The following is a 21,696-nucleotide window of genomic DNA, read 5'->3' as shown; positions in this document are numbered from 1 at the left end:
CCATGCTCCTGGGTTCCTGCACCGGCAGCCCGGACAAGGGGCCAACAGGAAGCAGCCCTTCAGTGAGTTCCTCGGCTGACCCAGTGCCGGGAACGCCCCAGCGCCTGGATCTTCAGCTGAACATCCCCTGGGCCGCGGTATTCCTCCCTGACGGAACAGCAGTTATCTCCGAGCGCGACACGGCCCTCCTCAAAACAGTCAGGGCAGGAGAAGCCAAGGACCTGGGGAAGGTCCCGGGCGTGGTTCCCGCCGGAGAAGGCGGCCTGCTGGGGCTTGCCCTGTCCCCCACCTTCGCCGCCGACCGCTACCTCTATGCCTACTTCACGTCAGCGACGGACAACAGGATTGCGCGCCTTCGCCTGGCGCGTGCCAGTGACGGAACACTCTCCGTGGGGGAACCGGACGTGATCTTCACTGGCATTCCCAAGGCATCCACCCACAACGGCGGCAGGATCCGTTTCGGACCGGACGGTTTCCTGTATGTGGGCACCGGTGATTCGCAGCGCAGGGAACAGCCCCAGGACCCCGCAGCGTTGGGCGGTAAAATCCTTCGCCTGACGGCCGACGGCGATCCCGCCCCGGGTAACCCGTTCGGCAACGCGGTGTACAGCCTGGGACACAGGAACGTCCAAGGACTGGCCTGGGACCGGGAAGGACGCTTCTGGGCCAGCGAGTTCGGGCCTGACGTCAATGATGAACTCAACCTGATTGTCCCCGGCGGCAATTACGGCTGGCCCGCTGTCACAGGCGCTCCCCACCGCCCCGAGTTCCGGGACGCAAAAGTCGTCTGGCCGGCAACAAGCGAATCCTCGCCCAGCGGACTGGAAATTGTCGGCTCAACGGCCTACCTCGGTGCATTGCGTGGCCAACGGATGTGGGCGGTGCCCCTGGCCGGCGAGGAAGCCGGTTCCCCTGTGGCCTACTTCACACGCGAATACGGGCGGATCCGGGACGTCATCCGCACCCCCGACGGCGGCTTTTGGCTGCTGACAAACAACGAAAACCCCGATTTTGTGCTGGTTTTACCCCCTCCGCGCTGACCCGGACTTTCCCGCCAGCGCCGATTTCACATGCATCAAAAGTTCGTGTAGAGTTTCATGTCGTTGCGGAGATCAACGGGGAAACAAAAAGCCCCAAACGATCGAAACAAAAGATGCACCTCTAGCTCAATTGGCAGAGCAATTGACTCTTAATCAATGGGTTCCGGGTTCAAGTCCCGGGGGGTGCACCACTGGGAAAACAGCCTCCGGCTTGCGGAAACGCAAACCGGGGGCTGTTTTGTTTTGCCCGGCCACGACGCCCCAACTCCTCAAGACGCCCCATCACCTCCCGCAACCTTCCCCCAAGACGCATCATCACCTCCCGGCCGTTCGACGGCGGGGCTGCCGCGGGCAGTGTGCAAGACGCCGACTCCATAGGACCGCAAGGTGATCGCGCGTTCCCCGTGACAAGTGATGGAGCGTTTCCCGGTTCACTGCGAAAGGTGATGGCGCGTTGTTCATGACACAAAGTGATGCCGGGCCGGGCAAAAATAAAGCGTGACCACAGCCTGCCACGGCTGGGATCACGCTGGTGCCGGCAATGCCGGCCAAGCGGGCAACCCTTAGGAGGTCATGGACGGGTTTTCCATCATCACGGCCGAAGTGGTGGTTCCGAACTGGCTCGCGAGTTCGCGGACAACTGCCTTAAGTTCCTGCCGGAGGACGTCGGGATCAATGGTGGCGGCGGCCAGGACAGTACGTTCCATCTCGACGGCGGCGGCGACGGCTTCCTTGCCCCGTTCAGTAAGGGACACCACGTGGCTCCTGCGGTCGGAGGTGCTGCGGACCCGCGCAATGTGCCCGTGGGCCTCGAGGCGGCTAAGGGTCTTGCCCATGGTCTGGGCCTGGACACGCACGAACTGAGCCAGCTGCGCCTGGGTCATGGGGCCTTGGGCGTTGAGGACCTCGATGGCAATAACACCGGCATGGGTGAGGCCGATAGCGCCAAGTTTCTCATTCCAGGAGTGCTCAACGAGGCGCGCAGCAGTGGACAAGAGGCGCCCAGTGGGCCATTGATCCATATCAGGCATAGCAGCAAGTATAGCCAGTGTCGATTGGCACTGCTAAGCGAGGCTTACTAGGCTGGTGTGTCCCGCCGGCAACAAGGAGAAAAACAATGGCTGACAGACTGGTACCGGGTGACGATGCACCCCGCTTCACCCTGAAGGATTCCACCGGCAACGACGTCAGCCTGGCACCGCGCCCCGGCCGCAACACCATCGTGTACTTCTACCCCGCCGCCTCCACGCCCGGCTGCACAAAAGAAGCCTGCGACTTCCGCGACAACCTGTCCTCCCTGCAGTCGGCGGGCTATGACGTCCTGGGCATCTCCCCCGATCCGGTGGAAAAGCTCGCCAAATTCACAGCGAAGGAAACCCTCACTTTCCCGCTGCTCTCGGACGAGGACCATGCCGTGGCGGAGGCCTACGGCGCGTGGGGAGAAAAGAAGAACTACGGCAAGACGTACGAGGGCCTCATCCGGTCCACCATCGTGCTGGACCCCGACGGCAAAGTAGCCCTGGCCCAGTACAACGTCCGCGCCACCGGCCACGTGGCCAAGCTGCGCCGGGACCTGAACCTGGACGCCTGAAGCCGGCCACCGGGCCGGGCCGCTGCTGACGCAGGGCCCGCCTGGGCGAGGCTACAATAAAGACTGGCATCCGCCGTCGTACGTTCCTGGCCCTGACCCAGGGCCCGGAGCACCGGCGCCGGGCAGTTAAGCGCGAGTGGTGAAATTGGCAGACACGCAGGATTTAGGTTCCTGTGCCTTCGGGCGTGGGGGTTCAAGTCCCCCCTTGCGCACTGAATGTCAAAGATCCCCCGGGCCGTGAGCAGTTCACGGGCCGGGGGATTTTTTCGTTAACATCCAGCGACGTAAGAGCATCCCGGGATCCGGAAATCCGGTGAATTCGCAGCGCGCCGAAAAACTTCTTGATGTTGACCCATCCAGCTTCCGGCATCGGCCGAATACCCAGTGAGACACCAGCCAAGTGCAGGTGCCCACCAGCCAGAAGCAACAGGGCCGCGGACATCCGTCCACGGCCAGGCAACATGTTCAACCCAAGGAGAACCACCATGCAGACCATCAAGCGCACCACTTTCGGCGTCGCAGGCGTTGCAGCTGCAGCTCTGCTCAGCCTGACCGCCTGCGGCGGCTCGGCAGGAACCGCAAGCTCCTCTGCACCTGCAGCGGCGCCCTCAGCCTCGGCACCGGCCTCGAGCATGGCCCCGTCCCCGTCGGCCAGCTCATCCGCAGCTTCCATGGATCCGGCCGCCAACCTCGTGGGCCCCGGCTGCGCCGGCTACGCCGAGAAGGTCCCCACGGGCGCCGGTTCGGTGGAAGGCATGGCTCTGGACCCCGTCGCCGTAGCCGCCTCCAACAACCCCATCCTCACCACCCTCACCGCCGCCGTATCCGGCAAGCTGAACCCCAAGGTGGATCTGGTGGACACCCTCAACGGTGGCGAATTTACCGTCTTCGCTCCGGTGGACGACGCCTTCGCCAAAATCGATCCGGCCACCATCGAAACACTGAAGACCGACGATGCCCTCCTGAGCAAGATCCTCACCTACCACGTGGTTCCCGGCCAGATCACTCCGGACAAGATCGTGGGCACCCACGCCACGGTCCAGGGCGGTTCGGTCACGGTCACGGGCAGCGCTGACGCCCTCAAGGTGGACGACGCCAGCGTGATCTGCGGCGGCGTCAAGACCAAGAACGCAACCGTCTACCTCATCGATTCGGTGCTGATGCCCAAGTAAGCCGGGCTGGTGCAGTAACCAGGCTGCAAGGCGCGGGGTCCGTTCCGAAAGGGACCGGGCCCCGCACCATTTAACGGGCGGCCTCTGCCTCCCTGCCGCCGGCGCGGGCCTTCGGGAACCGCAGCAGGAGGTCAACTAGACTGGGTCCCGGCCCGCAGTCGGCGGCGCCGGCAAAATCCCGAGGTGATAAACGAGTGCCCAGCAGTCCATCCAGGCGGACGGTCATTACGGCCGGTGCCGCCCTCCTGGCGTTGAGCGTCACTTCATGTACCGGAAGTCCGACTCCCCCGCCGTCGCCCGCGTCCCCGGCCCCGAGCACGACGGCGGAGCCCACCGCCAGCTTCAACTTCGGCACTGCAGTGCAGCCGCTGGGCCTGGACCCGGCGCTCTCCACGGATGTAGAGTCCCAGCGCATCACCCGCCAGATCCTTGAAGGCTTGGTGGGGGTGGACCAGACCACCGGGAAACCCACCCCGCTGCTGGCCACCGAGTGGAGCGAATCCAACGAGGGCCGCTCCTATACCTTCAAACTGCGCAGCGGTGTGATGTTCCACGACGGCACCCCGTTCAATGCCGACGCCGTGTGCACCAACTTCAACCGGTGGTTCGCGTTCTCCGAGGAGCTGCGCCGGCAGGCCCCCGGCAGCTCGTTCAAGGGTGTATTCAAGGCGCACGCCGACCAGCCGGAGCTGTCCATCTTCAAGAGCTGCACGGCAGTGGCGGCCGATACTGTCCGGATCGACCTGACCCAGCGCTTCACTGCGTTCCTGCAGGCGTTGACGCTGCCGGCTTTCGCCATCGCCTCCCCCGCAGCGCTGGCGGCAGGAAACGCCGACGTCCTGGACCAGAGCCGCGGCGGCCAGGCCGTGTCCGCCTTCGGCACCCACCCGGTGGGCACCGGCCCCTTCACCTTGAAGTCCTGGGATGAAGCCAGCGTCACCCTGGCCAGCAACGCACAGTACTGGGGGGACCGCGGCCAGATCGCCACCATCAACTTCGTGGCCTACAACCACCCCCAGGCCCGCCTCCAGGCCCTGCTGGACGGCACCATCGACGGCTACGACGCCGTGACCGTGGGCAACTTTGACCAACTGGTGAAACGCGGCAAGCAGATTGTGCAGCGCGACCCGTTCTCGGTGATGTACCTGGGGATCAACCAGGAGATCCCTGTCCTGCAGAACCAAAAGGTCCGGCAGGCCATCGAACTCGCGATCGATAAGGAGACCTTGATCCGCAAGTTCTTCATCGACAACACCGCCGTGGCCACCCAGTTCGTCCCGCCGAAGATCAGCGGGTTCAACAACGACGCCCCGGCACTGGGCCACGATCCAACCAAGGCCAAGGAGTACCTCAAAGAGGCCGCCTATACCGGTGAGGAGCTGCGGTTCTACTACCCCCTGAACGTCACCCGGCCCTACCTTCCCACCCCAGAAAAGGTGTACGCCGAAATCAGCCGGCAACTGACCGCGGTGGGCTTCAACATCAAGCCGGTTCCCGTGGACTGGTCCGAGGGGTACCTGCAGAAAGTCCAGTCACCGGGAGACCACGGACTCCACCTGCTGGGATGGAACGGTTCCTACTCGGACGCCGATAATTTTGTGGGCCCCCTTTTCGGGGAGAAGAACGGCGAGTTCGGCTACCAGGATCCGCAGGTGTTTTCCAAGATCAACAGGGCGCGCGGAATGCCGGAGGGCCAGGAGCGGGATGAGCAATATCACACCATCAATGCCCAGATCGCAGCCACCGTTCCCGCAGTCCCCGTTGCCTTCCCGATCTCGGCGCTGGCCCTGTCAGACCGGGTGGTGAGCTATCCGGCGTCGCCTGTCTTAAACGAAGTTTTCACCAAAGTGCAACTGAAGCCTTGACGGGCCCGCCCAATTTCAGTAGTAGGGCCGCGCGGGGATATTCTGTGACAGCCAGAGCCGCTGCAATCGGAGACTGATCGTGACCTTCATTTCCAAGACCCCACATGCCGACGTCGTCCTGATTGGCGGCGGCATCATGAGCGCCACGCTGGGGGCATTCATCAAGCAGTTGGAGCCGGACTGGACCATCTCCATGTTCGAGCGGCTGGACGAGCCGGGGCTGGAGAGCTCCGATCCGTGGAACAACGCCGGAACCGGCCACGCTGCCCTTTGCGAACTCAACTACTCCCCCGCAGCCAAAGACGGCTCGGTGGACCCCACCAAGGCACTGTTAATCAACGAGCAGTTCCAGCTTTCCCGCCAGTTCTGGTCCCACCTCGTGGACCAGTCCCTGATCGGTTCACCCAAGCGCTTTATTAACACCGTGCCGCACATGAGCTTTGTGATCGGCGAGGAGAACACCCGGTTCCTGAAGACCCGCTACGAGGCCCTCAAGCCACATACCCTTTTCCGCAGCATGGAGTACTCCGAGGACCACGGCCAGATCGGCAAGTGGGCTCCGCTGATCGTCAAGGGCCGGGACCCGAAACAGCGGATCGCCGCCACGCGGGCCGCCGAGGGCACTGACGTCGACTTCGGGGCACTGACCCGGGAGCTGACCACCTACCTGGGGAACAACGGCGTCGAAATCAACTACGGGCACGATGTCACCGGCATCTCCAGGGCGTCCGACGGCGGCTGGAACCTTTCGCTGAAGTACCCGAAGTCGGGCGAACACGGCAAGATCCACGCCAAGTTTGTCTTTGTGGGTGCCGGCGGCGGCGCCCTGCACCTGCTCCAGGCCTCCGGGATCCCGGAAAGCAAGGGTTATGGCGGCTTCCCGGTGTCCGGACAGTTCTTCCGCTGCACGGACGAAACCCTTGCCGCGCAGCACAGCGCCAAGGTTTACGGCCAGGCATCCGTGGGCGCTCCGCCCATGTCCGTGCCCCACCTGGACACCAGGTACGTCAACGGCAAGCGTTCGCTGCTGTTCGGCCCGTACGCCGGCTTCTCCACCAACTTCCTCAAGAACGGCTCATACCTGGACCTGCCGCTGTCCATCCGGCCGAGCAACATCATCCCCATGCTGGCGGTTGCCAAGGACAACATGGACCTCACCGCCTACCTCATCAAGGAAGTGGCCAAGAAGCACGGCGACAAGGTGGAAGCGCTGCGCGAGTACTATCCGGAAGCCAAAGCGGACGACTGGGAACTCATTACCGCCGGCCAGCGTGTACAGATCATCAAGAAAGACCCGCAGAAGGGCGGCGTGCTTCAGTTCGGCACTGAGGTCATTGCCGGCCGTGACGGTTCCATCGGCGCGCTCCTGGGCGCGTCTCCCGGAGCCTCCACTGCAGTACCCATCATGATCGAGCTGCTCCGGAAGGCCTTCCCCAAGAACTTCAAGGGCTGGCAGTCCAGGCTGAAGGACATGATGCCCGGCTACGGCGTCAAGCTCGATGACAATCCGGAACTTGCCGCGGAGCTCGAAAGGGCAACGGCGGCGTCCCTCCAGTTGGAGAGCGTCACCGCCAGCCACTGACCCTGCCGGGGTTGGTGGCCGGCTGTCCTGTCCGCAACAGTCAGTTCCAACCCCACAGGAGAGCATGCGATGTTCCGGCTGGCACAACTTTCACTGGCAAACCGGGCACTGATCGCACTGATCACCGTCTTCGCCTCCGTCTTCGGCGTCATCACCATGTCGTCGCTGAAGCAGGAGCTCATCCCGTCGATCGAGTTCCCGCAGATCACGGTGCTGACCGCCATGCCCGGTGCCTCCCCGGAAGTGGTGGACAAGCAGGTGAGCGCGCCCCTGGAGACTGCACTGAACGGCGTGGAGGGCCTGGAATCCACCTCCTCCACGTCGCGCAACGGCGTTTCGCAGATCACGATGGTCTTCACGTATGGCGCCAACCTCGACCGGGCACGGAACCAGATTGACCGGGCCATCTCCAACGCCAAACGGACACTCCCCGAGGACGTCCAGCCGCAGGCTTTCGCCGGCAGCATCAACGATTTCCCCATCGTTTTCCTGGCCGTGTCCTCGGACAAGGGCCTGAGCGAGCTAAACGCCGACCTGCAGCGGCTCAGTGTGCCCCGGCTGCTAAAGATCGACGGCGTCCGCGGCGCCGATGTGACCGGCGGCGCCACCCAGCACATTGAGATCCTCCCCCGCCCCGATGCCATGGCTGCGTCCGGGGGCAGCATCACCTCCATCCGTGATGCCTTGGGCAACAATGGTGATTTGGTCCCTGCGGGCACTTTGGAGGAGCAGGGAAAGACGCTGTCACTGCAGATCGGCAGCCCCGTCGATTCGCTTGATGCCATTAAGGCGCTGCCGCTCGCCGGGGCAAAAAACGCCGCCACGATCGGCGCGGTAGCCGACGTCTCCCTGAAGGATGACGAACGGACCTCTATCACGCGCACCAACGGGGCGGAGACCCTTGCCGTATCCGTGACCAAGAAGCCCGAGGGCGACACGGTGGCCATCTCGCACGCCGTCCGGGACACCTTGGACGAGCTCGAGGCCGAATTGGGCTCCAATGCCAAGTTCACACCGGTGTTCGACCAGGCTCCGTTCATCGAAAAATCCATTAAGGACCTCACCACCGAGGGCCTGCTGGGCCTGGGCTTCGCCGTGGCGATCATCCTGGTTTTCCTGATGTCCGCCCGGTCCACGCTCGTAACGGCCGTATCCATCCCGCTCTCGCTCCTGATCACCTTCATCGGCCTGTCTGCCACGGGTTACTCGCTGAACATCCTCACCCTCGGCGCCCTTACCATCGCCATTGGCCGGGTGGTGGACGATTCGATCGTGGTCATCGAAAACATCAAGCGGCACCTCAGCTACGGCGAGGACAAGGTCACCGCCATCCTGACCGCCATCCGGGAAGTAGCGGGCGCGATCACCGCTTCGACGTTGACCACCGTGGCAGTCTTCCTGCCCATTGCCTTCGTGGGCGAACTCGCAGGTGAACTGTTCAGGCCGTTTGCCCTCACCGTCACCATGGCACTGCTGGCGTCGCTGCTGGTCTCCCTGACCATCGTTCCGGTGCTTGCCTACTGGTTCCTGCGGAATACCGGCCACGCGCCGGGCAGCGAGGCTGCGCGCCAGGGCGCCGCCGGGGCCCGGGCCAGGGCCCAGGAGGCGGAGCAGCGCAGCAGGCTCCAGCGCGGGTACCTGCCAATTCTCACCAAAACCCAGAAGCATCCCGTGATCACCCTCGTGGCCGCCGCCCTGGTCCTTGGCGGCACCGCGGCCATGACGCCCCTGCTGGCCACCAACCTGCTGGGCAACTCCGGCCAGAACAGCCTGACCGTCCGGCAGGTGCTGCCTGCGGGCACCAGCCTGGCGGATACCAGCGCCGCCGCCATCCGCGTTGAGGAGGTCCTGCGCGGGATCGACGGCGTCCGGGACGTCCAGGTAACGTCCGGGAATGCGCAGGCCGGGTTTGCCGCGATCACCTCTACCGGATCCTCCAACTCCACCTTCACCGTGGTGACCGATGAGAAGGCGGACCAGGACCAACTCCAGGAAACCGTACGGAACGAACTGGCAAAGGTGCCTGATTCCGGAAAGGTGTCCGTAGGCACGCAGCAGGGTGGCTTCGGGACGTCCTCCACCGTTGACATCACCATCAAAGCTGCCACCACCGCGGACCTGCAGAGCGCCAGCGACGCCATGGTGCAGGCTATGACCGGTGTGCCCGGCACCAGCGAAGTGGCCACCAACCTCGCCGCCAGCCAGCCCGTGGTGCAGGTGAAAGTGGACCGCGCCAAGGCCGTTGCGGCAGGGCTGAACGAAGAACAGGTGGCCGGAGTCCTCGCCTCCACCATCAGCCCCATCCCGGCCGGGACCGTACGGATTGACACCAATGATTTCCCCGTGCAGATCGGCAAGGGCACGCGGTTCACCAGCATCGACGCCGTGCGGAACATCCCGCTGCCCGGGGCCGGCGCATCCGTGACGCTCGGCAGTATCGCCGCCGTGGAGCAGGTGGACGTGCCGGTATCCATCACCGCCAGCAACGGCCAGCGCACCGCACGTGTTTCGGTGACGCCGTCGGGATCAAACCTCGGCGCGGTCAACACCGAAGTCCAGAAGCGCCTTGCGGACGTCCAGCTGCCGGCCGGGGTGACCGCGGAAATCGGCGGTGCCACCACACAGCAGCAGGAGTCCTTCCAGCAGCTGGGGCTCGCCCTGCTGGCGGCAATTGCCATTGTCTACGTGATTATGGTGGCCACGTTTAAATCGCTCATCCAGCCCCTGATCCTGCTGGTATCGGTGCCGTTCGCGGCTACCGGTGCCGTGGCGCTGCTTCTTCTGACCGGTGTCCCGCTGGGCCTGCCCTCACTGATCGGCATGCTGATGCTGGTGGGAATCGTGGTCACCAACGCCATTGTGCTGATCGACCTCATCAACCAGTACCGGCAGCCGCGCGACGGCCGGCCGGGAATGAACGTGGCCGATGCCATCACCCACGGTGCCCGCCAACGGCTCCGCCCCATCCTGATGACCGCCCTGGCCACGGTCTTCGCCCTTACCCCCATGGCGCTGGGCCTTACGGGCGGCGGCGGCTTCATTTCGCAGCCCCTGGCCGTGGTGGTTATCGGCGGCCTCGTCTCCTCCACTGCCCTGACCCTGGTCCTGGTTCCCGTGCTCTACCGCCTGGTGGAAGGGCGCCGCGAAAAGAAGGTCCTGCTCCGCGAACTGCAGGCCCGCCCCGAATTCGGGCCCGGCGCCGACGTGGACGAGGAGTTCCGCGACTGGACCACCGGCATGGTCCCCAAGGTCAGCGGACGGCGCGCAGCTCCCGGCGGCCCCGAGTAAAACAGAGGAATAATTTCTGCGTGGCAGCGTTGTATGCGGTGATAGATGCAAATGCATCTAAATTGGCCTATACTGGAACCAAGGCCAGCAAGTCCAAGCAACGGAAAGGCACATCATGCAGATCGGTGTTTTCAGCGTCAGCGACATCACCACGGACCCCACCACCGGCCGGACTCCCACGGAGAACGAACGCATCAAGGCCTCCGTCGCCATCGCGAAGAAGGTCGAAGAAATCGGCATGGACGTCTACGCCATCGGCGAGCACCACAACCGGCCCTTCTTCTCCTCCTCCCCCACCACCACCCTCGCCTACATCGCAGCGCAGACCGAGCGGATCATCCTCTCCACGGCCACCACGCTGATCACCACGAATGATCCGGTCAAAATTGCCGAGGATTTCGCCATGCTCCAGCACCTTGCCGATGGCCGCGTTGACCTGGTGCTGGGCCGCGGGAACACCGCGCCGGTCTACCCGTGGTTCGGCAAGAACATCCAGGACGGCGTAGAGCTCGCCATCGAGAACTACAGCCTGCTGCGCAAGCTGTGGGACGAGGACACCGTCAACTGGTCCGGCAAGTTCCGCACCCCGCTGCAGAACTTCACCTCCACCCCGCGTCCGCTCGACGGCGTGGCCCCCTTTGTGTGGCACGGCTCCATCCGCACGCCGCAGATTGCCGAAGTGGCCGCGTACTACGGCGACGGCTTCTTCGCAAACAACATTTTCTGGCCCAAAGAGCACTACCAGCAGCTGATCGGCCTTTACCGTGAACGCTACGAACACTACGGCCACGGCAAGGCAGACCAGGCGATCGTGGGCCTGGGCGGCCAATTCTTTATGCGCAAGAACTCCCAGGACGCCGTCAAGGAGTTCCGCCCGTACTTCGACAACGCTCCGGTTTACGGACACGGTCCGTCTTTGGAGGACTTCACCTCCCAGACGCCCCTGACGGTCGGCAGCCCGCAGGAAGTCATCGAGAAAACCCTGACCTTCCGGGAGTACTTCGGCGACTACCAGCGGCAGCTGTTCCTGATCGACCACGCAGGCCTTCCGCTGAAGACCGTCCTGGAGCAGCTGGACCTGTTCGGCGAGGAAGTCCTCCCCGTCCTGCGCAAGGAGTACGCAGCCCTCAAGCCGGCCCACGTCCCCGAACCGCCCACCCACGCCAACCGGGTTGCCGCAGCGCTGGCTTCCCAGGATGAGCAGGGCCAGGATGCGAAGAGCCCGGACGCCCAGGACGCGGAAAAGTCTGCTGTGGAGGCATGATTGGCTGTGAATAAGACCGAATCGCCGGTGCGTCTCGCGGCGGAAACCTGGGAGTCCCTCTTCCGGGCGCAGGTGGCGGTGATGCGCAAGCTTCAGGCCGGTCCAGCCTTCCGGAAGCTTGCGGTGAACGAGTATGACGTCCTGTTCACCCTGTCACGCTGTCCCACCGGATGGCTGCGGCTGAACGAGCTCAACGACAACGTCCTCCTGTCCCAGTCCAGCCTCAGCCGGCTCGTGGAGCGGCTGGAGAAGCGGGGGCTGGTGGCCAGGATGCCGGCGCCGGAGGACGGCCGGGGAGTCCTGCTGAAGCTTACCGACGCGGGCCGGGAGCTGCAGAAGGAGATAGGCCGCGAACACGTCCGGGACATCTCCACCCTGATGGGTCCGGCCCTGACGCCGGAAGAGCAGAAGGAACTGCGGCGGCTTACGGAGAAACTGCGGAATTCGCTGGGTCCCCGCACGCTCCGCTAACCGGCGACCGTCAGCCCAACTCCATAAGACGGGCAGGATCTTCCACGGGCAGTGCCCCGTTGACCACCGCCGTGACCTCGAGCTGGTTGAGGACAAGGCTGCCGCCCACAGTGGAGAGGAAGGCCGTATCCGCCGAGTCCCGGCCGGCGGTAATGCGCAGCATCGATTCCCGCGGGGCCAGCCCCGTGGGATCGATGATGTGCCAGGCACCTTCCACGTAGGCTTCGGCCACGGCGTGGAAATCCATCGGCGCCAGACCGGGGGCGTAGACGGCGGCGAGCCGTGCGGGAATGTCCTTGGAGCGCAGGAGTGCGATGGCCAGGTGCGCGAAGTCCCGGCACACCCCGCGCCGGCTCAGGAGCGTCTCGACGGCTCCGTCCGTGCCCCGGGACGATCCGCTCAGGTAGCGCAGCTCACCGTGCACCCAGTTCCTGACGGCGTGCAGCAGCCCGCCGCCCTGGATTCCCTCGAATTCGGCGTAGGCGGTGGGCAGCAGGCGGTCGGATTCGGCGTAGCGGCTGGGCCGGACGTAGCGGATCCGGTCAGCGAGCTCCGCTTCCTCCGGCTCGGCTTTCCCGGCCACCGTAGCGGCGTATTCCACTGTCACCTCCGCCGGTTCGGTGAACTCCATGTAGTGGAACCGGCCGCCATGGTGGTCCGCCACTTCGGTCAACGGAACCTGGCCGCCTCCGGCCGTGACGGACAGCGACTCCTCAAACGAGGAATAGCCCCTGTTCCTCGCAACGGCGATGGCCATGGCGACCTTGGTGTTGGCTGTGGTCTTGAAGACCAGTCGTGCGGAAATCCTGCGTTCCATGGCTCTTTCGGGGGTTGCGGGCGGTGGAAGGACAGCCGCGGTCGCCACAGCATCTGGGCCGGGAACGGGACTGCCTAGTTTTTGATCTTCAGCGACATTAGCATCCGCTGGACGTTGGCAAATTCAGTGCCCTCATTGACGTACCGGGCGGCCTGGTCCAGGGTGTCGAAGGCCTTCGCGGGAGCCACTTTTTCGTCGGGGGCGAAGGCCCTCAGGGAGACGACATCCCCAAAGGAAAAGTCGCCTTTTCCGGCGGGCCCGCGCAGGATGTTGCGGAGCTCGCAGGCCTGGCCATCCGTGCCTCCCACCACATTGGTGATGCCGTAGGAACCGAAGTATTTGTATCCCTGGATCACGCGGAACACCACCCTGGGCGGTATGGTCCCCTCGCCTGCGGCGGCCACTTCCACCGGCACACTGCTGACCACCGTGTAAGCCCGCCTGGACGTTTCCGGGCATTCCGCGGACGACGGCGGCAGTCCGGTCCGCAGCGCGGCCATAAAAGTGCCGTCGGGCTTCTTCACTTCGACCTTCAGTGCGCCGGGCAGGGTGCCCTCCTCCGGCGTGACGGACTGCGCGATCCAGTCCTCCGGCAGGTCGAAGCTGACGGTTTTACCCGGATCCGCAAAAGTCTTCCACGCGGCCGCTGTGGCCACTGCCTCCGGCGGGCCGGATGACGCGGCGCCGGGACTGGCACTATCGGACGGCGTCGTTGAGGGGGAGGCGTCCGGGGATGCGGGCGCGCTGGCGCCTGAGCCTGAACTGCCGGAGGGATCCGGCTGCGCCGTCCAGCCCGGCTGGCCCGGCCCTGCGGCGGAGCAGCCGGCAAGGAGGGCGCCGGCCACCAACAGTGATACACCGGACAGCACAGTGGTCGCCTTGCCTCTCATGCAGCCAGCCTAACCGGACCGGCGCAGCAGCCGGGTCCGCGCCGGAGGGCGTTTCCTTTCCTCCCGCAAGGGAAGGCACCCAGTCCGTGTCGCCGTCGGGCAGGTCCGGTACCGCACGGGGACTAGGCTGGTGGCTATGGCGCAAGATCAGCAGCACGGCAGAGCCGAAGAAACCCTTGGCGGAGCCGACGACAACCTGGCGAACATCTCCGCCGTGGACATTGCCGACTGGCGGCTGCGGACCTTCGCCCTGTATGCCAACGTCCGGAAGTTGGCGCTCGAGAACCCGGCAGAGGCCCACTCCTATTGGCGCCACCAGCGCGACCTGATGTTCGCCACGCACCCTGCCTCGGCCCTCACCGCGCAGGACAAGGCGCGGTTCTCAGGGCTCAAAACCGCGGATTACGATCCCATCTACCGTTTCCACGTGCCGCTGACCCAGGAGGGTGCCGGCCGTGAGATGACCGTGGAGACCGGCACTGACGGCGTGGTCCGGTTTGTCCGGCTGGGTACCTTCGACCTGCCCGAAATGGGCCAGCTCGCGGTATGGAAGCTGCACGGCTACGGCGGAGGCATTTTTGTCCCGTTCCGCGATGCCACCGCCGGCCAGCCCGGCGGCACTTACGGCGCAGGGCGATATCTGCTGGACACCATCAAAGGCGCGTTCCATGGCGTGGACGGGACCGGTCCGGATGCCGCCTTTGTGCTGGACTTCAACTTTGCCTACAACCCCTCCTGCGCCTACAACGAGGCCTGGGCCTGCCCGCTTCCGGGCCCGTCCAACCGTTTGGCGGTGGAGATTCCGGTGGGCGAGCTCTACTGACGGAACCGCGGCCGGCCTGCCGCCAGGGGCCCCGTAGGATTCCGCTATGACTGCTTTTCCCCGCCGCATTGCCCGCGTCCGCCCGCTGTCCCGGGCCCATCCAACGGAACAGTTCTTTGTTGGCAGCGACGCGGCCGACTTCAGCAGCGCTGAAGGCAGGACATGGACCGTGATCGGCAGCCCCTTTTGGGGCTCCCCCGCCAACGCCTCCAGCCCGCCCCGGGAGGGGTGGCAGCCCGGGGACCGCGTGCGCGAGGAAGCCTTTGCTTTCCTCGCACCGAGCGTGCCGGCCAATGTGCTGGGGATGGCGCACAACACCGGCCATCCCGGCCGTGACCTGCCTCCGCAGGCTTTCCACAAGGCGGCCACCAGCGTCATCGGGCCCGGTGATGCGATAGAGCTTGCACCCGGGATGCGGCGGGTGGACCCGGAAGCGGAGCTGGCCATCGTGATCGGCACCAAGGCCCGTGCACTCTCCGCGGCGGACGCCCGCAGCGCTGTCTTGGGATTCACCATCGGCAATGATGTCACCTGCCGCGACCTGCAGAAAAGCGACGAACTGTGGATCAGCGCCAAAAGCCAGGACACGTTCACGCCGGCAGGACCCTGGATTGTCACGGGCTTGGACGAGTCCGGCCTGGCCATCGACGTGGTCCTCAACAACGCTCCGCTCAGGGCCGCCAGCACTGCCGATCTGGGCTGGAAGGTTGATGAGATCCTCGTGTACCTGACATCCTTTATGACCCTGTACCCGGGTGATCTGGTGCTGACGGGATTCCCGGCAGAATGCGCGCCCCTGTCCCCCGGCGACACTGTGGTGTGCCGCGTCCAGGGCATTGGCGAGCTCGCGAACCCGGTCGAAGCCTCGCCCTGGCCGCCGCCTGCTGGCGGGGCTGGGGTAGGTGCCCCTACGCTCCGAGAGCCCTGACCCGTCCCACCGAGGATTCCACCGCTGCGGCCGCCGCTGCCAGCTCCGCTTCCGTCACGGCTGCATCGAAGCTGAAGCGGACGGCCGTCTGGGCCACCTCGGGCGCAATTCCCAGTGCTGTGAGCACCGGCGAGGGCGCGTCCGAACCCGCCGCGCAGGCCGAACCGCTGGAGCACACGACGCCTTGGCGTTCCAGTTCGAGGAGCACCGATTCGCCGCTGGTTCCAGGAAAGCAGAAGGACGCGACGGAGGGCAGCCGCCGCGTGGGATGCCCGGTCAGTATTGCACCGGGAACAGCGCTGAGCACAGCGCTAATGAACGCCGCGCGCAGTGCCGTGACCCGTCGTCGTTGTTCCTCCTGCCCGGCCTGGGCCAGCGTCAGGGCGGTGGCCAGGCCAACGGCACCGGCCACGTTCTCCGTTCCTGAGCGGCGCCCCCGTTCCTGCCCGCCGCCGTGGATCAGCGGCTCCAGTTTGGTGCGTCCCCGCACGAAGAGAACGCCGCACCCCTTGGGCGCCCCCAGCTTGTGACCGGAAATGCTCATCGCATCCACCCCCAGCGCCTTGATGTCCAGCGGCAGCCACCCGGCCGCCTGCACGGCATCGGTGTGGAAGGGGATGCCCAGTCCGTGCGCCAGGGCAGCCAGTTCGGCAAGGGGCTGGACAGTCCCCACCTCGTTGTTGGCGTACATCACGCTGGCAACCGCAGTCTCCGGCCGAAGCGCTGCCTGAAACGCTTCCGGCGTCACGAGCCCCGTCCCGTCAACAGGTACCACGTCCACCGTGAAGCCGTGGAAGCGTTCCAGGTACCGGGCCGATTCCTCGACTGCGGGATGTTCGACGGCGCTGATCACCACCCGGGTGAGCTGCGGGTCGGCAGCCTGCCGGGCCAGCGCGATGCCCTTGAGCGCCAGGTTGTCTGCCTCGGTGCCGCCCGCGGTGAAGGTTACCTCGCCTGGCCGGCAGCCCAGCACGGCTGCAACCAACCGGCGTGCACCGGCGAGCGCGGTGGCAGCAGCCTCGCCCAGGCTGTGGTGGCTGGAGGGGTTCCCGAACTCTCCGGTGAGGTAGGGCCACATGGCGTCCAGCACTTCACGGCGTACTGGTGTAGTGGCGGCGGCATCAAGGAAGATCATGAATTCACCCGACGGTCAGTTCAACGTCCAGCCCGAGGTCCAGGGCGGCCACGGTGTGGGTCAGTGCGCCAACGGAGATGACGTCCACTCCGGTGGCGGCAATCGCTGCCACCGTGCCGGGGTTCACGTTCCCGCTCGCCTCAACACGTGCGCGTCCGCCAACGAGTGCCACCCCGGCCCTCAGCTCCTCCAGGGTGAAGTTGTCCAGCATGATGGTGTCCACGCCGGCCGCGAGCACGGGTTCGATCTGGTCCATCCGGTCCACCTCCACCTCGAAGTGCGTGGTGTGCCCCAGCTGGGCCTTGGCCGCTCGCAGCAGGCCTGTCAGCCGGGCGGGGTCTCCCCCGGTCATCACGGCGAGGTGGTTGTCCTTGGCCAGTACGGCGTCGGAGAGGCTGTACCGGTGGTTGGCGCCGCCGCCGCAGCGCACGGCGAACCGCTCCAGGACGCGGAGCCCGGGGGTTGTTTTGCGGGTGTCCGTGATCCGGGCGGACGTACCTTCGGCCAGCCGGACGAACTCTGCGGTTTTGGTGGCGATGGCGGACATCCGCTGCACGAGGTTCAGGGCCACCCGTTCTGCGAGGAGGACGGACCGGGCCCGTCCGCTGACCCGCGCGAGGTGCGTGCCGGCGTCGAACGTGTCCCCATCGGCGAGCAGCAGCTCGACGTTGGTTTCCGGGTCCACCAGCAGCATGGCGTCGCGGAACACCGTGGCACCGCTGAAGACTCCGGGCACCCGGGCGTTCAGCACCGCCGTGGCGCGCGCGTCGGCGGGGATCAGCAGCTGGGAGGTGATGTCCCCGGCAGGAGCATCCTCGGCGAAGGCCCGCTCCAGGATGTCCCGCACCGGAGCCGACGGCAGCGTCAGGTCCAGCCTGCGGCTACCGGCCCGTACCGGCGCTGTCAAGGAGGTGGTGTCAGTCATGGAGCAAACTCGCTTTCGGGCGGGGTCGGGAAGATTCTTCAAAGTCGGCAGCGATGCCGGCAGCATCGCCCGGATCATCACTGCGGTAGTGGGCGCCTAGGGATTCGGTGCGGTTTTGGGCCGACGCCACGAGCAGCTGTGCAGCCAGCAGGAGGTTCCGGTCCTCATGCAGGCGGGCGTCCGTACCAGCGGCACCAGTGCCAGGACAAACGACGGCGGCCCACCGCCCAAGCGTGTCCCCCGCCTGAGCCAAAAGTTCCCCAGAGCGGAGCACCCCAGCCTGAGCAGTCATCAACCGGCGAAGCGCCTCCCGCGAGAAAGGAGTGTCGAGATCCCGATCCCCTTCACCGCCGAAGTCGGCCAGCGCGCTCCCAGCCAAGTCACCAGATCCGGCCGCCCCGCCTTCTGCTTGATTTCCTGACCCGGCACCCAACCTGTGGGGCCCCTCGGTGACTGACGGGGCTCCGGAAGCGTACGTCAAGGGGAGGCCGGCAGCGGCCGAGACAGTACGCGGAGGAGCGCCGTCAGGCGCCACCCACGCACCGCCGTCGTCACCTGCCAGGAAATCTTCAACAGCGCGGCGGCCGAAGACGAGTCCCTCAAGGAGGGAGTTGCTGGCCAGTCTGTTCGCACCTTGGACACCGGTGCATGCAACCTCCCCAGCGGCGTACAGCCCGGGAACTGTGGTCCGGCCGTGGAGGTCGGTGGCTACGCCGCCCATCCAGTAGTGGGCTGCCGGGGCAACCGGGACCAGTTCCGTGGTCCAGTCGATGCCGGCGTCGAGCGTCCTTTGCGTGAGGGTGGGGAAGCGCTTCGCCAGGAAGCCCGGGCCCTTGACCTGTTCGATGACGCGCGCGTCGAGGTAGACGTGGCCGTTGGGGTCGCCGAGTTTGGCCAGGTGCAGGGCGATGCTGCGGGAGACGACGTCGCGCGGGGCGAGTTCGGCGTCCGGGTGGTAGGCACGCATGAACCGCTTGCCGTTGCCGTCAACGAGGATGGCCCCTTCGCCGCGGACGGCTTCGGAGATGAGCAGAGGATCCTGGTCCAGCCCGCGGGCTGTGCCCGGGCTGGCGGTGTTGGCCCCGGGCACCAGGCAGGTGGGGTGGAACTGGAAGAACTCCAGGTCGGCCACGGCCGCTCCCGTACGTACAGCGAGGGCGAGTCCGTCGGCGGTGGCCACGCCGGGATTGGTGGTCTGGGCAAAAAGTTGCCCCGCCCCGCCGGTAGCCAGCAGGACTGCATCCGCGTGCAGTGTGAACGTCCGGCCGTCCTGGCCGAACTCAACGCCGTTGACGCGGCCGTCCCGTTGGCGGAGCGCCGTGGCGTGGGCGCCGGTACGGATCGTCACGGTTCCGGCTGCCTGCCGGGCCAGCACGGCATCGATCAGTGCAGCGGCGACCTTTGCGCCCGTGGCGTCGCCGCCGGCATGCAGGATGCGGGGGGCCGAGTGTGCCGCTTCCAGCCCCAGCGCCGGACCGTCGCCGGCACCTGGATCAAAGTGCACACCGAACCGCTGCAGCCCGGCGATGTCCCGGCGCGCCTCGGTGCACATCAGCCGCACCGCTGCTTCGTTGCAGTGCCCTGCGCCGGCCTGCAGGGTATCGGCGATGTGTGCTGCGACGGTGTCCCCGGGAGCGGGCTCGTCCAGCACTGCAGAGATTCCGCCTTGGGCGTACCAGGTGTTGCTTTCGCGAAGCCGGCCTTTGCTCAGCAGCACCACGTCGGCGCCGGAGTCGGCCGCCAGCAGCGCGGCGTACAGTCCGGCTATACCGCTGCCCACAATTATCAGGCGTCGGTCCTTTCGCGTTTCACCGCCTCTGCGTGGCGGCGTGTTCGGCTGCCTGGACATTACGGCCTGGCGGCGAGCATGCGCTCAAGCGCGGTGCGGGCGTTTTCCTGCACGGAATCGGCCACCGTGATGCGGTTGACGATCCGGCCGGCCACCAGTTCCTCAAGGACCCAGGCCAGGTAGCCGGGGTGGATCCGGTACATGGTGGAGCACGGGCAAATCACGGGGTCGAGGCAGAAAATGTTGTGCTGCGGGTATTCGGCTGCGAGCCGGTTCACCATGTTGATTTCGGTGCCGATGGCGAACGTGGTGGGCTCGGTGGCTGCCGCGATGGCTTTCTTGATGAAGTCGGTGGAGCCGGCCGAGTCGGCAGCGTCCACCACTTCCATGGGGCACTCGGGGTGGACGATCACCTGGACGCCGGGGAAGTCGGCCCTGGCCTTGTCGATCTGTGCCACGGTGAAACGCTTGTGCACGGAGCAGAAGCCGTGCCACAGGATGACCCGGGAATCCAGGAGGGCCTGTTCGTCGTTTCCGCCCAGGTCCTTGCGGGGGTTCCACATGGGCATCTGCTCCAGGGGCACGCCCAGTGCTTTGGCGGTGTTGCGGCCCAGGTGCTGGTCCGGGAAGAACAGCACCCGCTGGCCGCGCTGGAAGGCCCACTCGAGGACTGTCTTGGCATTGGAGGAGGTGCAGACGATGCCGCCGTGCTCGCCGCAAAATGCCTTCAGGGCAGCGGAGGAATTCATGTAGGTGACGGGGATTACGGGAACCCGGCCTTCGGCGTCGGGCTCTGTGCCGAAGATTTCCTCCAGCTGTTCCCAACATTCGGCGACGGAGTCGGCGTCGGCCATGTCAGCCATGGAGCAGCCTGCCGCCAGGTTGGGCAGGATGACGGCCTGTTCGGGGGCAGAGAGGATGTCAGCGGTTTCGGCCATGAAGTGGACACCGCAGAACACGATGGCCTCTGCGTCCGGGCGGGTGAGCGCGGCGTTGGCAAGCTGGAAGGAGTCGCCCACGAAGTCCGCGTACTGGATGACTTCATCGCGCTGGTAGAAGTGCCCCAGGATGACGGCCCGGTCTCCCAGCGCGGCCTTGGCGGCGAGGATCCTTTCACCCAGCTCGGCGTCGCCGGCACGCTTGTATTCCTCGGGCAGCTGCCCTTGGCGCGGGGTTGCCGCGGGAGCCACGTCCGCGCTGGAGGCACCGGGTCCGTAGGCGGGAACACCGGCGAGCGCCTCGGCAAGGTCGTAGTCCCACGGGCCCTTGGCCAGGGCGGGGCTGCAGGTGCTGCCCTTCGCCGCGGTGCCGTTCTCGGCCTGCTCGCGCGTGATCAGCTGGATTGCTGTGTTGACGCTGCTCATAGTGTGCTCCTGTTGTCTGGGTCAAGGCCGGGCCGGCCGGTAAAGCGGTAGAGGCGGGGCGGGCGGTGTTTTCCGCCCTGGAGATATTCGCCGGTGTCCTCAATCTCCGGCGTGGATTTGAGCTGGCGCCGGAAGTTCGCCGGGTCCAGTTGGCGGTCCAGCACAGCCTCATAGACTTCCCGGACCTGGGCCAGGGTGAAGTACTCCCCCAGCAGGTGGTAGGCCACGGATCCGTAGGCAAGCTTGTTCCGCAGCCGCCACAGCGCGTAGTCCACAATCGCGTTGTGGTCAAAGGCCAGTTCGCCGAGCCGGTCCGCCCGGAACCACCTGACGTTCTCGGACTCATCGGCCAGGGCGGCTTCCGTTGGCTGGACCAGGGCCCAGTAGACGATGGAGACCACCCGCTGGGTGGGTGAGCGGTGGAGGCCGCCGAAGGCGTACAGCTGCTCAAGGTAGCTGGGGGCCAGTCCGGTGGTCTCGCGCAGGTTCCGCGATGCCGCGTCCTGCAGGGATTCCGAGTGGCTGAGGGGGCCTCCCGGCAGCGCCCACAGTCCTTTGAACGGTTCCCGGATCCGGCGGACCAGCGGCAGCCAGAGCGTGGGCCGCCCGGAACTCTCACTGGGCCGGAGGGCGAAGATGACGGTGGAGATGGCGAGCGACGGCGGCGCAGCCTGGCGCTCGGAGACGTTTGCTGAACTCGAGTACATTTCCCACCGCCTTCGGGCCTGCCGGGCTTCTGCCGAAGCCCCGCC

18 protein-coding genes and 2 tRNA genes are annotated in these 21,696 nt (G+C 65.8%); 12 read left to right on the top strand and 8 right to left on the bottom strand.

Annotated elements, in window-relative coordinates; genetic code table 11:
* Window positions 1-2 precede the first annotated feature (2 nt).
* Together AC5RVY_RS16170 and AC5RVY_RS16165 are read left to right on the top strand one after the other, a co-directional pair.
* Window positions 3-1,040, top strand: a complete 1,038-nt coding sequence (locus tag AC5RVY_RS16170; RefSeq protein WP_493955838.1) for a PQQ-dependent sugar dehydrogenase — start codon at window positions 3-5, stop codon at window positions 1,038-1,040.
* Between the two features lie 115 nt (window positions 1,041-1,155).
* Window positions 1,156-1,231: transfer RNA gene (locus AC5RVY_RS16165), tRNA-Lys, on the top strand.
* A 372-nt stretch (window positions 1,232-1,603) separates the two neighbouring features.
* Here AC5RVY_RS16165 and AC5RVY_RS16160 read toward each other — a convergent pair.
* Window positions 1,604-2,062: a MarR family winged helix-turn-helix transcriptional regulator gene (locus AC5RVY_RS16160; RefSeq protein ID WP_493955837.1), complete on the bottom strand. Its 459-nt coding sequence runs from the start codon at window positions 2,060-2,062 to the stop codon at window positions 1,604-1,606.
* Between the two features lie 95 nt (window positions 2,063-2,157).
* On the opposite strand from AC5RVY_RS16160, the gene bcp reads away from it, so the two are divergent.
* From bcp to AC5RVY_RS16120, 8 genes are all read left to right on the top strand, one after another.
* The gene (gene bcp, locus AC5RVY_RS16155; RefSeq protein WP_493955721.1) at window positions 2,158-2,631 is read left to right on the top strand and encodes a thioredoxin-dependent thiol peroxidase; all 474 of its coding nucleotides are present in this window, start codon (window positions 2,158-2,160) and stop codon (window positions 2,629-2,631) included.
* Window positions 2,632-2,761: 130 nt separating this feature from the next.
* A tRNA-Leu gene (locus AC5RVY_RS16150) sits at window positions 2,762-2,843 on the top strand.
* 273 nt (window positions 2,844-3,116) lie between these two features.
* Complete coding sequence (locus AC5RVY_RS16145) at window positions 3,117-3,803, top strand: fasciclin domain-containing protein (protein ID WP_493955720.1); 687 nt, start codon at window positions 3,117-3,119, stop codon at window positions 3,801-3,803.
* Between the two features lie 194 nt (window positions 3,804-3,997).
* Window positions 3,998-5,668, top strand: a complete 1,671-nt coding sequence (locus AC5RVY_RS16140) for an ABC transporter substrate-binding protein (RefSeq protein ID WP_493955719.1) — start codon at window positions 3,998-4,000, stop codon at window positions 5,666-5,668.
* Window positions 5,669-5,747: 79 nt separating this feature from the next.
* A complete protein-coding gene (locus AC5RVY_RS16135; RefSeq protein ID WP_493955718.1) occupies window positions 5,748-7,250 on the top strand; it encodes a malate:quinone oxidoreductase in 1,503 nt (500 codons plus the stop codon).
* Window positions 7,251-7,319: 69 nt separating this feature from the next.
* A complete protein-coding gene (locus AC5RVY_RS16130) occupies window positions 7,320-10,538 on the top strand; it encodes an efflux RND transporter permease subunit (protein WP_493955717.1) in 3,219 nt (1,072 codons plus the stop codon).
* Between the two features lie 115 nt (window positions 10,539-10,653).
* The gene (locus AC5RVY_RS16125; protein WP_493955716.1) at window positions 10,654-11,802 is read left to right on the top strand and encodes an LLM class flavin-dependent oxidoreductase; all 1,149 of its coding nucleotides are present in this window, start codon (window positions 10,654-10,656) and stop codon (window positions 11,800-11,802) included.
* A complete protein-coding gene (locus AC5RVY_RS16120) occupies window positions 11,803-12,273 on the top strand; it encodes a MarR family winged helix-turn-helix transcriptional regulator (RefSeq protein WP_493955715.1) in 471 nt (156 codons plus the stop codon).
* 10 nt (window positions 12,274-12,283) lie between these two features.
* Here the strand turns inward: AC5RVY_RS16120 and AC5RVY_RS16115 are convergent, their stop codons facing one another.
* On the bottom strand, window positions 12,284-13,090 hold the full coding sequence (locus tag AC5RVY_RS16115; protein ID WP_493955714.1) for a transglutaminase-like domain-containing protein: 807 nt from the start codon (window positions 13,088-13,090) through the stop codon (window positions 12,284-12,286).
* Between the two features lie 74 nt (window positions 13,091-13,164).
* A complete protein-coding gene (locus tag AC5RVY_RS16110; protein WP_493955713.1) occupies window positions 13,165-13,980 on the bottom strand; it encodes a hypothetical protein in 816 nt (271 codons plus the stop codon).
* A gap of 136 nt (window positions 13,981-14,116) precedes the next feature.
* On the opposite strand from AC5RVY_RS16110, the gene AC5RVY_RS16105 reads away from it, so the two are divergent.
* Entirely contained in the window at window positions 14,117-14,803 is a 687-nt protein-coding gene (locus AC5RVY_RS16105; protein WP_493955712.1) for a DUF1684 domain-containing protein, read from the top strand.
* A gap of 46 nt (window positions 14,804-14,849) precedes the next feature.
* Complete coding sequence (locus AC5RVY_RS16100; protein ID WP_493955711.1) at window positions 14,850-15,731, top strand: fumarylacetoacetate hydrolase family protein; 882 nt, start codon at window positions 14,850-14,852, stop codon at window positions 15,729-15,731.
* Here AC5RVY_RS16100 and AC5RVY_RS16095 read toward each other — a convergent pair.
* Genes AC5RVY_RS16095 through AC5RVY_RS16075 form a run of 5 tightly spaced genes read right to left on the bottom strand, consistent with a single transcriptional unit; the run spans window position 15,712 to window position 21,651 of the window.
* Window positions 15,712-16,866, bottom strand: coding sequence for a cysteine desulfurase family protein (locus AC5RVY_RS16095; RefSeq protein ID WP_493955710.1), 1,155 nt, complete (start codon window positions 16,864-16,866; stop codon window positions 15,712-15,714). The two genes, AC5RVY_RS16100 and AC5RVY_RS16095, sit on opposite strands and share 20 nt — an antisense overlap.
* Window positions 16,867-16,870: 4 nt before the next feature.
* Window positions 16,871-17,791, bottom strand: coding sequence for a carboxylating nicotinate-nucleotide diphosphorylase (gene nadC / locus AC5RVY_RS16090; protein WP_493955709.1), 921 nt, complete (start codon window positions 17,789-17,791; stop codon window positions 16,871-16,873).
* Complete coding sequence (gene nadB / locus AC5RVY_RS16085; protein ID WP_493955708.1) at window positions 17,784-19,640, bottom strand: L-aspartate oxidase; 1,857 nt, start codon at window positions 19,638-19,640, stop codon at window positions 17,784-17,786. Before nadB ends, nadC begins: the two co-directional genes overlap by 8 nt.
* Window positions 19,640-20,944: a quinolinate synthase NadA gene (gene nadA / locus AC5RVY_RS16080; protein WP_493955707.1), complete on the bottom strand. Its 1,305-nt coding sequence runs from the start codon at window positions 20,942-20,944 to the stop codon at window positions 19,640-19,642. Before nadA ends, nadB begins: the two co-directional genes overlap by 1 nt.
* Complete coding sequence (locus AC5RVY_RS16075; RefSeq protein ID WP_493955706.1) at window positions 20,941-21,651, bottom strand: NUDIX hydrolase; 711 nt, start codon at window positions 21,649-21,651, stop codon at window positions 20,941-20,943. Before AC5RVY_RS16075 ends, nadA begins: the two co-directional genes overlap by 4 nt.
* Window positions 21,652-21,696: the final 45 nt, after the last annotated feature.

Source organism: Arthrobacter sp. Ha26, from assembly GCF_059091705.1.
This window is presented reverse-complemented; position numbering and strand designations above follow the sequence as displayed.

Excerpts from the sequence above, each read along its gene's own strand:
- AC5RVY_RS16160 (WP_493955837.1), bottom strand. The coding sequence starts at position 2,062 with ATGGATCAATGGCCCACTGGGCGCCTCTTGTCCACTGCTGCGCGCCTC.
- AC5RVY_RS16170 (WP_493955838.1), top strand. The coding sequence starts at position 3 with ATGCTCCTGGGTTCCTGCACCGGCAGCCCGGACAAGGGGCCAACAGGA.
- AC5RVY_RS16115 (WP_493955714.1), bottom strand. The coding sequence starts at position 13,090 with ATGGAACGCAGGATTTCCGCACGACTGGTCTTCAAGACCACAGCCAAC.
- bcp (WP_493955721.1), top strand. The coding sequence starts at position 2,158 with ATGGCTGACAGACTGGTACCGGGTGACGATGCACCCCGCTTCACCCTG.
- AC5RVY_RS16110 (WP_493955713.1), bottom strand. The coding sequence starts at position 13,980 with ATGAGAGGCAAGGCGACCACTGTGCTGTCCGGTGTATCACTGTTGGTG.
- nadC (WP_493955709.1), bottom strand. The coding sequence starts at position 17,791 with ATGACTGACACCACCTCCTTGACAGCGCCGGTACGGGCCGGTAGCCGC.
- nadB (WP_493955708.1), bottom strand. The coding sequence starts at position 19,640 with ATGTCCAGGCAGCCGAACACGCCGCCACGCAGAGGCGGTGAAACGCGA.
- AC5RVY_RS16125 (WP_493955716.1), top strand. The coding sequence starts at position 10,654 with ATGCAGATCGGTGTTTTCAGCGTCAGCGACATCACCACGGACCCCACC.
- AC5RVY_RS16075 (WP_493955706.1), bottom strand. The coding sequence starts at position 21,651 with ATGTACTCGAGTTCAGCAAACGTCTCCGAGCGCCAGGCTGCGCCGCCG.
- AC5RVY_RS16105 (WP_493955712.1), top strand. The coding sequence starts at position 14,117 with ATGGCGCAAGATCAGCAGCACGGCAGAGCCGAAGAAACCCTTGGCGGA.
- AC5RVY_RS16100 (WP_493955711.1), top strand. The coding sequence starts at position 14,850 with ATGACTGCTTTTCCCCGCCGCATTGCCCGCGTCCGCCCGCTGTCCCGG.
- AC5RVY_RS16130 (WP_493955717.1), top strand. The coding sequence starts at position 7,320 with ATGTTCCGGCTGGCACAACTTTCACTGGCAAACCGGGCACTGATCGCA.
- AC5RVY_RS16095 (WP_493955710.1), bottom strand. The coding sequence starts at position 16,866 with ATGATCTTCCTTGATGCCGCCGCCACTACACCAGTACGCCGTGAAGTG.
- AC5RVY_RS16145 (WP_493955720.1), top strand. The coding sequence starts at position 3,117 with ATGCAGACCATCAAGCGCACCACTTTCGGCGTCGCAGGCGTTGCAGCT.
- nadA (WP_493955707.1), bottom strand. The coding sequence starts at position 20,944 with ATGAGCAGCGTCAACACAGCAATCCAGCTGATCACGCGCGAGCAGGCC.